Source organism: Roseburia sp. MSJ-14 (assembly GCF_018918225.1).
Lineage (GTDB): Bacteria > Bacillota > Clostridia > Lachnospirales > Lachnospiraceae > Petralouisia.
Genome location: NZ_JAHLQD010000008.1, coordinates 377,279 through 392,454, shown reverse-complemented (window position 1 = coordinate 392,454; position 15,176 = coordinate 377,279). Strand labels below are relative to the sequence as shown.

The 15,176-nt window shown below is 37.3% G+C and carries 12 protein-coding genes; 2 read left to right on the top strand and 10 right to left on the bottom strand.

The window, feature by feature from the left end; translation table 11 throughout:
- Window positions 1–219 precede the first annotated feature (219 nt).
- Both KQI83_RS04225 and rlmH read right to left on the bottom strand, forming a co-directional pair.
- On the bottom strand, window positions 220–882 hold the full coding sequence (locus KQI83_RS04225; RefSeq protein ID WP_216554972.1) for a CAP domain-containing protein: 663 nt from the start codon (window positions 880–882) through the stop codon (window positions 220–222).
- Between the two features lie 148 nt (window positions 883–1,030).
- Entirely contained in the window at window positions 1,031–1,510 is a 480-nt protein-coding gene (gene rlmH, locus KQI83_RS04220) for a 23S rRNA (pseudouridine(1915)-N(3))-methyltransferase RlmH (protein ID WP_216554971.1), read from the bottom strand.
- A gap of 169 nt (window positions 1,511–1,679) precedes the next feature.
- Here rlmH and KQI83_RS04215 point away from each other — a divergent pair, with 169 nt between their 5' ends.
- Together KQI83_RS04215 and KQI83_RS04210 are read left to right on the top strand one after the other, a co-directional pair.
- Entirely contained in the window at window positions 1,680–2,216 is a 537-nt protein-coding gene (locus KQI83_RS04215) for a hypothetical protein (RefSeq protein ID WP_216554970.1), read from the top strand.
- Window positions 2,217–2,267: 51 nt separating this feature from the next.
- Window positions 2,268–2,846: a xanthine phosphoribosyltransferase gene (locus KQI83_RS04210; RefSeq protein ID WP_216554969.1), complete on the top strand. Its 579-nt coding sequence runs from the start codon at window positions 2,268–2,270 to the stop codon at window positions 2,844–2,846.
- A 215-nt stretch (window positions 2,847–3,061) separates the two neighbouring features.
- Here KQI83_RS04210 and KQI83_RS04205 read toward each other — a convergent pair whose 3' ends face one another.
- From KQI83_RS04205 to KQI83_RS04170, 8 genes are all read right to left on the bottom strand, one after another.
- Window positions 3,062–5,080: an amylo-alpha-1,6-glucosidase gene (locus KQI83_RS04205; RefSeq protein ID WP_216554967.1), complete on the bottom strand. Its 2,019-nt coding sequence runs from the start codon at window positions 5,078–5,080 to the stop codon at window positions 3,062–3,064.
- 218 nt (window positions 5,081–5,298) lie between these two features.
- On the bottom strand, window positions 5,299–6,417 hold the full coding sequence (locus tag KQI83_RS04200) for a chitobiase/beta-hexosaminidase C-terminal domain-containing protein (protein ID WP_216554965.1): 1,119 nt from the start codon (window positions 6,415–6,417) through the stop codon (window positions 5,299–5,301).
- Complete coding sequence (gene folD / locus KQI83_RS04195) at window positions 6,414–7,262, bottom strand: bifunctional methylenetetrahydrofolate dehydrogenase/methenyltetrahydrofolate cyclohydrolase FolD (protein ID WP_216554964.1); 849 nt, start codon at window positions 7,260–7,262, stop codon at window positions 6,414–6,416. Before folD ends, KQI83_RS04200 begins: the two co-directional genes overlap by 4 nt.
- A 26-nt stretch (window positions 7,263–7,288) precedes the next feature.
- Window positions 7,289–8,959 carry a formate--tetrahydrofolate ligase gene (locus tag KQI83_RS04190; RefSeq protein ID WP_216554962.1) on the bottom strand — a complete coding sequence of 557 codons (1,671 nt, stop codon included), beginning with the start codon at window positions 8,957–8,959 and terminating at the stop codon, window positions 7,289–7,291.
- A 36-nt stretch (window positions 8,960–8,995) separates the two neighbouring features.
- Complete coding sequence (locus KQI83_RS04185; protein WP_216554960.1) at window positions 8,996–11,500, bottom strand: FtsK/SpoIIIE family DNA translocase; 2,505 nt, start codon at window positions 11,498–11,500, stop codon at window positions 8,996–8,998.
- Between the two features lie 77 nt (window positions 11,501–11,577).
- Entirely contained in the window at window positions 11,578–12,285 is a 708-nt protein-coding gene (locus KQI83_RS04180) for a ClpP family protease (protein WP_216554959.1), read from the bottom strand.
- Window positions 12,286–12,380: 95 nt separating this feature from the next.
- A complete protein-coding gene (glgA, locus tag KQI83_RS04175) occupies window positions 12,381–13,835 on the bottom strand; it encodes a glycogen synthase GlgA (protein WP_216554958.1) in 1,455 nt (484 codons plus the stop codon).
- A 23-nt stretch (window positions 13,836–13,858) separates the two neighbouring features.
- On the bottom strand, window positions 13,859–15,139 hold the full coding sequence (locus KQI83_RS04170) for an O-acetylhomoserine aminocarboxypropyltransferase/cysteine synthase family protein (RefSeq protein WP_216554957.1): 1,281 nt from the start codon (window positions 15,137–15,139) through the stop codon (window positions 13,859–13,861).
- Between the last annotated feature and the right edge of the window lie 37 nt (window positions 15,140–15,176).

The following is a 15,176-nucleotide window of genomic DNA, read 5'->3' as shown; positions in this document are numbered from 1 at the left end:
ACCTCCCTGCCTGATTATTTCTGGTAATTAAGCAAAGAGTTCATTTTGACAACCTCGCGGTTAAGAATATTACTTCAGAATTACTGCTTTAGATATTTTTTGAATTCATTGCTTGATTTCATAGTATCATACTAACTTTAAAAAGGCAATTGAAATCTCATACAAAAAGGACCTTATCTCTATGATAAAGTCCTTTGTAAATACTCAACAAAATACTATCTAATTCGTAAACAACTGGGTCCAATAATTTCTTCCTGCGCCGTTCTGATAATATCCTACTCCAATTTTTGTAAAGTTTGTATTCAAGATATTGGCTCTATGTCCTTCGCTATTCATCCAAGCCTTAACTACTTCTTCTGGTGAACGCTGTCCCCATGCAATATTCTCTCCTGAACTGCGGAATGTAATTCCTGTATCTGTTAATGCAGTGCTAAAGTTTCTTCCATCTGGTCTGGTATGGGAAAAAGATATTTCTATTTCTTTTGCTCTGACTAACGCCGCTGCTTCTATTTCCTTATCTAAAGTAAGTGCTCCTGCTCCTACTTTTGCCCGTTCTTCATTCACCAGTTTTACCACCTGTTCTGCATAAGAAAAAGCTGGTGTCTCTGTATCATTCCCTGGTTGATTGTTGTCCAGTGCCTCTATATCATTCCCCGGCTGATTGTTGTCCGGAATATCAATATTAGGAAAACGATTACACAGTTCTTTTAAAAGTTCCTTTATTTCTTCCGGGCTACATACCTGTTCACCTGCCACAATATAACCTTTTCCATTCCCTAACTCCCAGGAAATAGCACTTTCCTCTGCTGCCTGTACGGGTAAAACAGTACATTCCGCAATACCCACTGCTGTAATGCATGCCAATAATGATGTTTTTCTCATGTAAACCTCCTGTTTTAATTATTACAAAACTATTTCGTAATGATTTCTTTTTATTACGAGAAATAGCATAGCACAGAGGTATATTTAAAGATACCGGAAATCACTGGATTATCTGGAACTTTTTTGTATTTATTCTTTCTTATAATTCTTACTTATGATACGGCTCTCCCTGCATAATTCGATATGCACGATAAATTTGCTCCAGTAAAATCACCCGCATTAATTGGTGGGGAAATGTCATTTTTGAAAAACTCAATTTAAAATCTGCCCTTCTTAACACTTCATCTGCCAAACCGAGTGAACCGCCAATCACAAATATCATATGGCTTACTCCACCAATTCCCATTTGTTCCAGTTTTTCGGACAATTCCACAGAATCCAACATTTTTCCTTCTATTGCAAGAGCACATACCCATGCATCTTCCTTGATATATTTTAAAATACGTTGACCTTCTTTTTCCTTAATAAGACGTTCCTCTGTTTCACTGGCATGATCCGGTGTTTTTTCGTCTGGAACTTCTATTATTTCCAGCTTGCAATATCGGCTTAACCTTTTCTGAAATTCTTCAATTGCCTGTCTGTAAAATTTTTCCTTTACTTTACCAACTGTTAAAACTGTTATTTTCATTTTCTATTTGCTCCATAGACTTGATTCTTTCTTTGATAATACCGCCGTTTCTTCGCTTTTCCAGCTCGCGAAACTACTAACAGACGTTATTATAGCACATTCCGGTTGTATTAATCAGTCATTTATTTTATAATTTATCTATCTTTTTATGAAACGAGGTATATTTATCATGAGTTCTGATTACAATTTGAATGATACAACCAAACAAGACTCATCTTTTTTACTTTCAGAAGCCTCACATGCTTATGTAGAAATTGGTAAAAAATATGAAGATGTAAAAAGCACTGCATATACGTTTCTGATTATTGGATGTCTTGGTATTGTTCTGCTGATACTCCTTTGGATTGGCATCCTGCCAATTTCATTTTCCTTTTTTACACAGTGTATGTTTACTGTTGTTTTGGGAATTCTTTTTATCTTCTTTCTATTCGTTGGAATTCGTTCCTTTCGAGAAATGAAATCCTTAGCTTCTGCAAAAAATGATGAAGAATGTACCATCATTCAGATAAAACAATGGTTTGAAGATAACTATTCTGCGGATGCTATTTCCAATGGCATGGATACGGATGACATTTCTTTAGAACAATTGTACTTTTTACGCTCTGAAAATATCAATCGCCTTATGAAAGAGGCATTTCCTACATTGGAAGAAAACTTTTTAGAATATATGACAGAAAAAATTTACCAGATGTATTTCCCTGATTAGAAAATTCTGTTATACTATCTTTATACAAATAATGTTGCGAGGTGGGTTATTATGAAGTTATTAGAAGACAAAATTCTTTCTGACGGTATTGCCGTTAACGAACACATTTTAAAGGTTGATAGTTTTATCAATCATCAGGTTGACCCCGAACTGATGCAAGAACTAGGAAAAGAATTTGCATCACATTTTAGTGGAAAAGGTATTACAAAAGTAGCTACCATTGAAAGTTCCGGCATCAGTCCGGCTCTCATGACAGCTCTGGCTCTAAATGTTCCTCTTGTTATTTTAAAAAAGCAACCTTCTAAAATCTTAAACCAAGATTGTTATCAGACTGTTGTTACTTCCTATACTAAGGGAACAAACTACGAATTAACACTTTCCCAGAAATATATTTCCGAGGAAGACCACGTTTTAATTATTGATGATTTTCTTGCTAATGGTGAAGCAGCTACCGGAGCCGTTCGATTAATCCGTAAATCACATGCTACTATTGCAGGTATCGGTATTTTAGTTGAAAAATCCTTTGAACCGGGACACGATAAACTCACCCAGCAAGGTATTGAAGTTTACTCTCTTGCTCGCATTGCTAAAATGGGCGAAGGATTTGTAGAATTTGTAAAAGAATCATAATTCAATGAATGTTGCTTAATTACGCAATTTTCTTATGGTCTCAAAAGGACTCAGAAAAATGATAATTACTTTTCTGAGTCCTTTTTATATCATGAAGCAAAGCCTCATGACCAACATTCGTCGTTCGTCAATCATGCAAGCATGTTGACTCACTTGCACTCATTATACCATAGGAAATACCGTATTACGTTAAAGCGTATAAATGCTGATTTTCCTTATAAATTTTCCATTACATCTTCCGTATACACTCTTAGCACTTCCCCAACACTCCATGCTTGCGAAAAACATCCACGGGACGTACACGGAAAATCTCCATCGAAAATTTCTGCAATTCCATTAAGACATCCATCTTCCATATGATCTAAAAACAATTCACACATCTTCTTGACTTCCAATACTGCTTCCTTAGCATAATCATGTGCCTTACAATAAGCTGTCAGATATGCGCCAATTGGATATGCCCAAACAGTTCCCATATGATAAGCTGCATCGCGTTTGATACATTCGCCTATATAGACCGGTTGATATTCAGAATCTGCCCATGAAAGGGAACGCATACCATATGAAGTATACAAATATTTCTTACATACATTTACGATACTCTTTTCCTGTTCCTTTGTTAACATTGTATATGGAAGTGAAACTGCCCATAACTGATTTGGTCGTATTTTTCCATCATTTTCATCTACGACATCGAAAAGGCAACCTGTTTTTTCATTCCAAAACTTTTTACAAAAGCTTTCTTTTACCTTTTCACTCAAATCTCCATATTGACTGCCATCTTCGTTAAAAATTTCACATAAATGTTCCATCACCTTTAACGCATTATACCATAGCGCATTGATTTCTACTGGCTTTCCGTGTCTTGGCGTCACTACCCATTCTCCAACTCTTACATCCATCCATGTAATCTGGTCTAAGTCAGAGCCTCCTGCCACCAATCCATCTTCATCCATGTGAATAGAAAAATCTGTTCCGTTTTTATATGCTTCTACTATTTCCTTCAAATACGGGAATATTTTTTCTTTTACAAACGTCTTTCCTTCTTCAGAACTGTCATAAGTGAGGTATCGGTCTACTGCATAAAAGTACCACATGGATGCATCCATGGTATTATACATTGGTTCTTCTCCCGCTTTATTCGGAAAAACATTGGGAATCAATCCATTCTTTACATATCTTGAAAATGACTCTAATACATCTCGTGCATCCTGAAGTCTACCGGTACAAAGGGTCAAACCATGAAATGCAATCATGGTATCTCTTCCCCAATCTGTAAACCATGGAAATCCGGCTAAAATTGTTTTTAATCCGGTAGAATTACGTGCTGCAAGAAAACTATCTGCTGCCCAAGTGAGCTTTCTTGCGAAATCATCCTGTACAACTGATTGATTCATACACTCTAAAATAGCTTTTTTATAATCTTCTACAATCTGAAAGCCATCTTTTTTTGTTATATCTACTTTTTCTACAGAACAAAGCATATAAAACTTTTTCTTTTCAAATGGTTTTAATTCTATATCAATATCATACGGCGTATAATGACTATCCAGACTATGACTTCCTGTTCGTACGTCGATGGTATAGCACAAATCTTCCTCTACCACGAAGGTTGGTGCTGCCATAGAAGTAGGATATGTACTTCTGTCTACATATCTGCCTTCTGACGTATAAAGTTCCACCTGAATATCTGAATATTTTTCTGCTTCTACTGTAAGTACATTTTTTTCAATACTCTTTTTATAAGAAATCGCAGACTTATCCGTCATATTTGCCGCTTCTCGCACATTAAACAATGGTGTTATATGCAAAGTTGCCGGTTCCATTCCATTTTCTACTTCATAGCAGACTGCTACCGTATTTTCACCCCGTACCATTGCAATTGTCTTCTTTAAGAAAACATCCTCAACCTGATACAAATACTGTGGTACTGCCTCCAAAGAAAAATGTTCCAAGTAGCGACATCCATTTTTTTCTTTCCCAAGATAACGTTGACATGCCAAATCAATGGTATGATTTCCTATATCAATGCGTTCCTGAGTTTTGCTTAAAATCAGCATTCTTTCTACCGGTGGATTCATTGCTGCCACCAAATATCCGGAATGACTTCTTGTTAATTCTCCCGTTACACTACAATTAGAATATCCTCCAATTCCATTCACCAGCAACCACTCTTTTTCTAACCCCTGTTCCGGTGTTCGCCAGTTACTCTTTCCTAATTGATAATTTTCCATAAAAATTTCCTTTCACAATGTGCAACATATTTCACAGATGATTTATAAGTTCTTATACTATATTCAAAAGCACTTATCACAAAAGTGATAAGTGTTAATTGCAAAAAATTGCACTTGAAAAACTTGTTTTTCAGATGCAATTTTTAAGCAATGTGTCTATACCGCTTTTAGCGGTATGACCTGTTGAATCCTAAAAATATCATTTCCTAACTTTTGTATCACGGTGTATAAATAAAATTACATTTCGTGACATCCGACCAATGGTCTCTTTTATCTACCAAAATCACAGAAAAAATATTGTTTCCTTCCGGTATTTCCAAAGGTCCTACATACTCTTCTGAATTGGCTGTTGGGTCTGTTCCATCCCAAGTATAGTATGCCTTGCAACCTTCCGGAACATCGACCGTTATCTGCTGTGCTACCGTAATTCTTCCGCCATCAGGTGTAACTTTTGGTGCTTCCGGCGGTTCAAATTCCACTTTATAAGTAGATTTTGTTTCTTCACTATAAATGCCTAACTCATTTTCTGAGATTGCTCTTATGACAGTGGTTCCTTCCTCTAAAAAGATTGGTTCTTCGTATTTCTTTCCCTCTTTCGGATCAGAACCATCTAATGTATAATACGTAGTCACTCCGGATTGTGATGTAATCTCTAATCCTTTCTCTTCATCATAATCTTCCTCTGAAATCTTTGGTGCTGTTACCAAATAATCAGAAAACAAATCTAAAATATTGCTGTCCTTGGTTTGTTTAGAAAGTTTGGCAATCGCATCATAATCCTGTAACTGAGCATAGATATCAATCAGACTTTGATATGCCTTTTCATTATCCGGCTCTAATTCAATCACCTTTTGAAATGTACCAACTGCATCATCCGTTTCATCCTCTGCATGGTACACATCACCCAATAACAATAATGCTTCTATACTATCTGACTTTAATTCTACCGCACGTTCCAAATACTTTTGAGCTTCGGCATATTCCTTATACTGTACATGTTCTTCAGCCTTTTGAAACTGATAATCATAGGAATTATTGTGATTGTGCTTTACCAATAAAACAATCAAAATTATTAATACAATTATCGCACCGATAGCGCCTGCAATTATTGGTGCTTTGCTCTTTTTCTTCTTTTTATGCAGTACCTGATTCTTTTTTTCATCCGCTGACTTTTTCTGTTGGTTTGCACTGTTTTGCTTTTTTTCTTCATTTAAAAGTTCTTTCAGCAAATCATCTTCCAGCAAATTATAATCCGGTACAATCTGCGCCTCTTGCCCACAAACAGAACAATAAATACATCCTACCTTTAATTCTGCCCCACATTTTGCGCACTTCATCGTTTTTCCTCTTCTATACTCTGTACACAGTTAGACATTAGCATTGCAATTGTCATTGGACCTACGCCTCCCGGAACCGGTGTAATAGCAGATGTAATCGGCTCAACTTCATCAAATTTCACATCACCGCAAAGCTTGTTGTTTTCATCTCGATGAATTCCAACATCAATAACAACTGCGCCCTCTTTTACATATTCTGCGCCGATAAATCTTGGCTTTCCAATTGCAACAATCAAAATATCTGCCTGTTTGCATAACTCTGGCAAATTCTTTGTTCTGGAATGTGCAATGGTTACAGTAGCATTTTCACGCAACATCAAAAGCGCCATTGGCTTTCCTACAATATTACTTCTTCCAATTACTACACAATGTTTTCCTTCTATCTCTACGCCGGAACGCTTTAATAACTGTATGATACCTGACGGAGTACAGGACAAAAAGCCTTTCTCTCCAATTGTCATGGCTCCAACACTCTGTGGATGGAATCCATCTACGTCCTTTTCCGGACTGATTGCCTGTATCACTTTGTCTTCGCAAATGTGAGAAGGAAGCGGAAGCTGCACTAATATCCCGCGCACTTTCTCCTTTTCATTTAATTCTTCAATCAACTTCAAAAGTTCTTCTTCCGTTGTACTTTCCGGTAATTCATATGCCAAAGATTCAATTCCGATATACGCACATGCATTTTTCTTATTGCGTACATAAACACTGGAAGCAGGGTCTTCTCCCACCTGAATTACTGCTAGTGCCCCTGTTTTTCCTTCTGCCTTTAATGCAGCCACTTTTTCTTTTAATTCATCTTTGATTTCCTGTGATATTTTCTTTCCATCAATTAACTTTGCCATAGTGTTTCCTTTCTATCATATATCACCTAGAATAATCCGGTAATAACACCATTATCATCTACGTCAATATTATAAGCTGCCGGATTCTTTGGTAAACCTGGCATTGTCATAATTGCACCTGTTACTACTACTACAAATCCTGCTCCAGCAGAAACATATACTTCTCTAACATTGATATCAAATCCGGTTGGACGTCCTAATTTTGTCTGGTCATCCGAAAGGGAATACTGTGTCTTTGCCATACATACTGGGAAATTACCCATACCAAGTTCTTCAATTCTCTTTAATTCTTTTAATGCTGCCGGTGCATAAGTAACACCATCTGCTCCATAAATTTCCTTTGCAATAGTTTCAATTTTATCTTTCAAAGGTAATTCATCTGCATAAAGTGGTTTAAAGTTATTTTCTTTATTTTCTAATGTATCTAAGACTTTTTCTGCTAAAGCGACTCCGCCTTCGCCACCTTTTTCCCATACTTCGGAAAGTGCAAACTCACAGCCTCTTTCTTTACAGAACTGTTCAATATAATCTGTTTCTGCTTTGGTATCTGTAATAAAAGAGTTTAATGTTACAACAACCGGCACTCCGAACTTCTGTAAATTTTCAATATGTTTTTCAAGATTTACAATACCCTTTTTCAATGCATCCAGATTTTCTTCGGAAAGCTCTGCCTTTGGCACACCACCATTATATTTTAACGCACGGACTGTTGCTACCAAAACAACTGCATCCGGCTTCAAACCTGACATACGACACTTAATATCCATAAACTTCTCTGCACCAAGATCTGCACCGAATCCTGCCTCTGTGATAACATAATCAGCAAGTTTTAATCCCATCTTAGTAGCTCGTACACTGTTACATCCATGTGCAATATTTGCAAATGGTCCACCATGTACAATTGCCGGTGTATGCTCTAAGGTTTGAACCATATTCGGTTTTATAGCATCCTTTAAAAGTGCTGCCATAGAACCTGTAGCTTTTAAATCATCTGCTGTTACCGGTTTTCCATCAAATGTATATGCCACAATCATGCGTCCTAAACGCTTCTTCAAATCTGCCATATCATTTGCCAGACATAATACTGCCATAATTTCAGATGCTACTGTAATTACAAAATGATCTTCTCTTACCATACCATCTACTTTTCTACCAAGACCGATTACAATATTACGAAGAGAACGGTCATTCATATCCAGACAACGTTTCCATACTACCTGTCTTGGATCGATTCCAAGATCATTTCCCTGCTGAATATGGTTATCTAATAATGCTGCTAATAAGTTATTTGCAGAAGTGATTGCATGAAAATCTCCTGTAAAATGAAGATTTAAATCTTCCATTGGTACTACCTGAGAATATCCACCGCCTGCTGCTCCACCTTTAATTCCGAAGCAAGGTCCTAAAGATGGCTCTCTTAATGCTATTACTGCTTTTTTTCCAAGTCTTCCAAATGCCTGACCTAAGCCTACACTTACGGTTGTCTTTCCTTCTCCTGCCGGAGTAGGGTTGATGGCTGTTACAAGAATTAATTTTCCATCTGGATTCTTTTCTATTCTTTTCATTAAATCATCTGACAATTTGGCTTTGTACTTTCCGTACATCTCCAAATCATCTTCCTTAATATCAAGCTGTGCTGCCACATCCTTGATATGTATCATTTCTGCTTCCTGTGCAATCTGAATGTCTGTTTTCATTTTTCATCCTCCTCGACTTATTCCTCCGTCTTGCTTTTAAACGTATTCTTCAATATATTCCTCAAATTCTGACATAGACATCAGAATCTTTCTAGGCTTAGTACCTTCTTCTGGTCCAACAACACCAGCTTCTTCTAACTGATCCATAATACGGGCTGCCCGGTTAAATCCAATCTTAAACATACGCTGCAACATTCCTATGGAACCTTTATCTTTTTCTATTACAAATTTTCCAGCTTCTACAAAATAGGCATCTCTCTCATCTGCACTTCCGACACCTCCAACGCCAGAACCGCTTCCAACAGAAACACTGTTCATTTTTTCCTCTATTTCTGTATTATATACTACTGTACTTTGCTTTTTCAAAAAGTCAACTACTGCTTCTACCTCACTATCCGACACAAATGGTCCCTGAACACGAAGGGGCTTCTGATATCCTTGTGGATAGAATAACATATCACCGTTTCCCAATAACTTTTCTGCTCCATTCATATCCAGAATTGTTCTGGAATCAACACCTGATGAAACGGAAAAAGCGATTCTTGACGGCATATTTGCCTTAATCAATCCTGTAATAACATCTACCGATGGTCGCTGTGTTGCAATAATCAAATGAATTCCACAAGCTCTTGCCAGCTGTGCCAAACGACAAATTGCATCTTCCACATCCCCAGGTGCAACCATCATAAGGTCTGCCAACTCATCTACCACAATGACAATCTGTGGTAATTTCTGCGGTTTTGTCTCATCCGGTATATCTTTGATTGCCTCTACCTTTTGATTATATCCTTTCAAATCTCGTACCTGATATTCTGCAAACTTCTGATATCGTTCCGTCATTTCCGCAACTGCCCAGTGTAATGCTCCTGCTGCTTTTTTCGGGTCTGTTACTACCGGAATAAACAGATGTGGAATTCCATTGTATACACTTAACTCAACTACCTTTGGATCAATCAAAATAAGCTTTACGTCTTCCGGATTTGCCTTATATAAAATACTCATAATAATCGTATTGATACACACTGACTTACCGGAACCGGTAGCACCTGCAATCAGCAAATGAGGCATCTTTGCAATATCCGCTACCACTACCTGACCACCAATGTCTTTTCCGGCTGTAAAGCAAATATTAGACTTATGATTCTTAAACTCAGGTGCTTCTATCATATCCCGGAAACGTACCATTACATTTTCCTTATTCGGCACTTCTATTCCAACAGCTGCTTTTCCCGGTATTGGTGCCTCAATACGAATATCTGCTGCTGCTAAATTCAGCTTAATATCATCTGCCAAATTTACTATCTTACTTACTTTAACACCCATTTCCGGCTGAAGTTCATAACGTGTAACACTTGGTCCACAACTTACATCCGTAATAGTAACATTTACACCAAAAGTTTTCAATGTCTGTTGTAATTTCATTGCTGTTTCTTGTAAATGTTTTTTAGAATCACCCTGTACATTTTCACCTTTTGTAAGTAAAGATACTGGCGGGAACATATAATTTTGTCCTGTCTTTTCTGGAACTGCCGGTTGCATCTGCTCCATTTCCTGTTCTATTTCCGCCACATTTTCTTCGATTGTCGCTTTTTCCTGCTTTGGCTGTTTTGGTTTCTTATGTACTTTTTCCACTACCACCGGCTCCGGTATCACTTCTTCTAGTTCCGGTATTACCTCAGGCTCCGGTTCTACTGCCATTACGTTTTCTACTGGCATAACCGCTTCTTCCGGTGAAAAGAGCTTGTCCCTTACCTGTGGAGAAAATACTTCTTCCTTTTCTTCTACCGGAGGTGCTGTCAATTCGCTGATGTTATCAGAATTTTTAACATCCGGTGGTACCACTTTCGTATCAACGGAAACTCCTTCTACTTTTTTATCCATACGACGTTTTTCTCGTTCTTCACGTCGTTGTTCTTTTATTTCTCTACGTCTTACTGCATCTTCTCTGGCAGTATCATATACTTTTTTACTTCCTTTTTTCACCCCGCCTAAGAATGAACGTTCTGTCAAAAGCACCATGGAAATAATCAGAACAATAATATCTACCACATATGTTCCTATTTTTCCAATAGCCGGGCACAAAATTCCTGCTAAAAGTCCTCCAATGGCTCCACCACCGTTTTTATTAGCTTTTGCATATTCATAGCCTGCCTTGATAGAATATGCTCCCGAAGCATCTACAACCAGTTCTACAAATAGACTTAAAAATAAAATAAATAATACACCAGCAACAATTTTCACTACTGCAACAGTATTTTTACGATTTGACATAAAAAAAGCTGTCCCCACAAATAGTGCAATTGGAAATATGTATGACATTAATCCGAATACACCAAAAAAGAAGGAACTTACCCACTCACCTACAAAACCTCCAAATCCAAAGTTACTGATAAAAAGAAGAATAGACACTGCTAATACAGAAAGCAGAATAACTTCATCCTGAAACTCCTGCTGCTGTTTCATATTCTTCTTTCGCTTCTGCCCGGATGTCTTTCGTTTTGTGCCTCCTCTGGCAGATTTATTTTTAGGCTTTGCTGCCATTTTACTTCCTCCTAAATTCTACTCTTTCATTTATGGGCAGAGCTGTTCTCTGCCCTATCCGTATTATCTTACCATACTTATTCTAAAATGTCATTATCCCTTTTTTCTTCTATCATCTGGTGAAGTTTCTTCATTGCTTCCGCAATTCCTCCCACTTCATTGATAATTCCCTCTGCAACAGCCTGACTTCCTACTAAAATAGTTCCAAGATCCTTGGTCAACATTCCGGTATTTAACATCATTTGTTCTAACCTGCTTTGTGTGGCGAAACAGTGGTCTGCAATAAATCCTGTAATTCTATCCTGCATCTGTTGAAAATAATCATATGTCTGAGGTGCTCCAATGACAAGTCCATTCAACCGAACCGGATGTATCACCATTGTTCCGGTAGGCACAATATAAGAATAGTCCGTAGATACTGCTAACGGAACACCAATGGAATGACTTCCACCTAGCACTAACGATACCGTAGGCTTACTTAAGGAACTTATCATTTCCGCAATTGCAAGTCCTGATTCCACATCTCCGCCTACTGTATTAATAATCATCATTACTCCATCAATGGTGTCATCATCTTCAATCGACGCAAGTTTTGGCAGTACATGTTCATACTTGGTTGCTTTTGTATTTGCTGACAAGACCTCATGTCCTTCAATTTCTCCTATAATAGATAATAAATGGATTTTATGTTTTTCCTTCCCTTGTTCTAAGGTAAGTTGTCCCATTTCTTTAATTTCTTCATTCTCGTTCTTTTCTTTTTCCTGTTGCTTTAAATTTTCTTCCATAAAAAACTTCCCTTTCTATGTTTTAAGCCAAAGCCTTTTTCACATAGTATGGGAAGTTTTCTAAAAATTATCCAAACACGCTCACTTTTCGTTTATTAACATTCGCCCATAAGGTATTTATACAATCCTTCATAACGGAATTTTGAAGCATTCCAGGAATAGTCATTTGCCATTGCCCGGTCTACCATCTGATTCCACTGGCGTTTTCTATCAAAGTAAATATGTTTCGAATAATTGATGACATTTAACATTTCTTCACCATTATAATTGGTAAAGGAAAATCCGTCTCCGGTATTTTCGTATTCATTAAACGGCTGTACGGTATCCTTTAAACCTCCTGTTTCACGCACAATCGGCAATGTGCCATAGCGGAAAGAAATCATTTGCGTAAGTCCGCAAGGTTCAAATCGGGATGGCATTAAAAATGCATCTGCTGCCGCATATAGCTTATGCGCCAAATCGTCAGAATAGCAAATATTGGCAGAAATTCGATCCGGGTACTTCCAGGCGAAATGTCGAAACATATTTTCATACTGCGCTTCTCCCGTTCCAATTACAACAAGCTGTGTATAATCATCTACTAAACGTTCCATCACATAATCTATTAAATCCAGACCTTTTTGATCCGTCAATCTGGAAATCAACCCTATCATGTAACGTTTCTTATCTACTGCCAATCCAAGCTCTTCCTGTAATTTTGTTTTATTGATACTCTTCTTTTTACGGAAATTATCGGCATTATAATTAGCATAAATCTTCTTGTCTGTTTCAGGATTATAAGTTTCATAATCAATACCGTTCACAATTCCCTGCATATCCATATGTCTTGCTGATAACAAGCCATTCAAACCTTCTCCATAATAATCCGTTTGAATCTCCTTGGCATAAGTATCACTTACTGTTGTGATATAATCAGCATATACCAAGCCGCCCTTTAACATATTGGCATCTTTCTTAAATTCCAATTTATCCGGGGCAAATAATTCTGCCTGAAATCCTGTTAAGCCTCTCACTGTTTTCGCATCCCACACCCCTTGGAACTTCAGATTGTGAATGGTTATAATAGACTTCATTCCCCAAAAGAACATATCGCCTTGAAATTCATTTTTTAAATATACCGGAATAAATCCTGTTTCCCAGTCATGGCAATGAATAATGTCCGGCTGGAAACCGATTAAAGGAAGCATGGACAATACTGCCTTATCAAAGAAAATAAACTTTTCAATATCAAAACGAATATCACCATATGGTGCAAAACATTCAAAATAATGACGATTGTCAATGAAATAGTATGTAATACCATCCATTTCGTATTGTAAAACACCCACATACTCATTTTGAATATAGCTTCCACAACTCATATAAAAGTGTGTGACATACTGAAATTTGTCTCTCCACTTTTCCGGTATACATGTATAATTTGGAATAACAACTCGGATATCCCATTCTTTTTTATCAAACTCCTTAGGCAATGCACCGCATACATCTGCAAGTCCGCCTGTTTTAATAAATGGTACACATTCTGATGCTGCAAAAAGAATTTTTCTCATATCAAACCCTCCATATCATTATCTTATATGGTTTCTAATGCCTGTTTTAAATCTGCTATAATATCATTTGCATTTTCGATTCCCACGGAAAGACGTATTAAATCAGGTGCTACACCTGCTTCAATCAATTGTTCATCTGTCATCTGTCTATGTGTATGGCTTGCCGGATGAAGTACACAGGTTCTTGCATCTGCCACATGGGTTACGATAGCTATCATTTTTAATTTATCCATAAACCCTACAGATACATCTCTTCCACCTTTTAACCCAAAGGAAATAACACCACAAGTTCCGTTTGGCATATATTTTTGTGCTAATACGTGATACTTATTATCCGGAAGTCCGGCATAATTTACCCACGCTACTTTTTCATTACTATTTAAAAATTCTGCTACTTTCTGAGCGTTTTCACAATGTCTTGGAACGCGCAAATGTAAGGTTTCCAAACCAACATTTAACAGGAACGAATTCATTGGAGAAGGTATGGAACCCAAATCTCTCATCAACTGTGCTGTTGCTTTTGTTATGTACGCGCCTTTTCCAAACTTCTTGGTGTAAGCAATTCCATGATATGTTGGGTCCGGCTGTGTCAATCCCGGAAATTTATCTGCATGTGCCTCCCAATCAAAATTTCCACTGTCCACGATACATCCGCCTACACACATTGCATGTCCATCCATATATTTTGTGGTAGAATGAGTTACAATATCTGCTCCCCACTCAAACGGACGACAGTTAATTGGTGTTGCAAAAGTATTGTCTACAATTAAGGGCACTCCATGATCATGAGCTAACTTAGCAAATTTTTCAATATCCAATACTACCAATGCAGGATTTGCAATTGTTTCTGCAAATAATGCTTTTGTATTTGGACGAAATGCCTTGGCTATCTCTTCTTCTGATGCATCCGGATCAACAAAGGTACAATCAATTCCTTGTTTTTTCATTGTTGCACCATACAGGTTAAATGTTCCACCGTATACGGTAGAAGAACATACAACATGATCTCCGGCTTCGCAAATATTAAACAATGCGTAATAATTTGCTGCCTGGCCAGAAGATGTAAGCATTGCAGCTACTCCACCTTCTAATTCACAAATTTTCTGTGCCACCGCATCATTGGTAGGGTTTTGCAATCTGGTGTAGAAATATCCTTCATCTTCTAAGTCAAACAGTCTTCCCATCTGATCACTGGTATCATATTTAAAAGTTGTACTCTGATAAATAGGAAGTACCCGTGGCTCTCCCTTTTTCGGATGCCATCCTGACTGTATACATTTTGTCTCTATTTCATAATTGCTCATCTTGTCTCCTCCTAACAATGTATTCATTAATTATAAT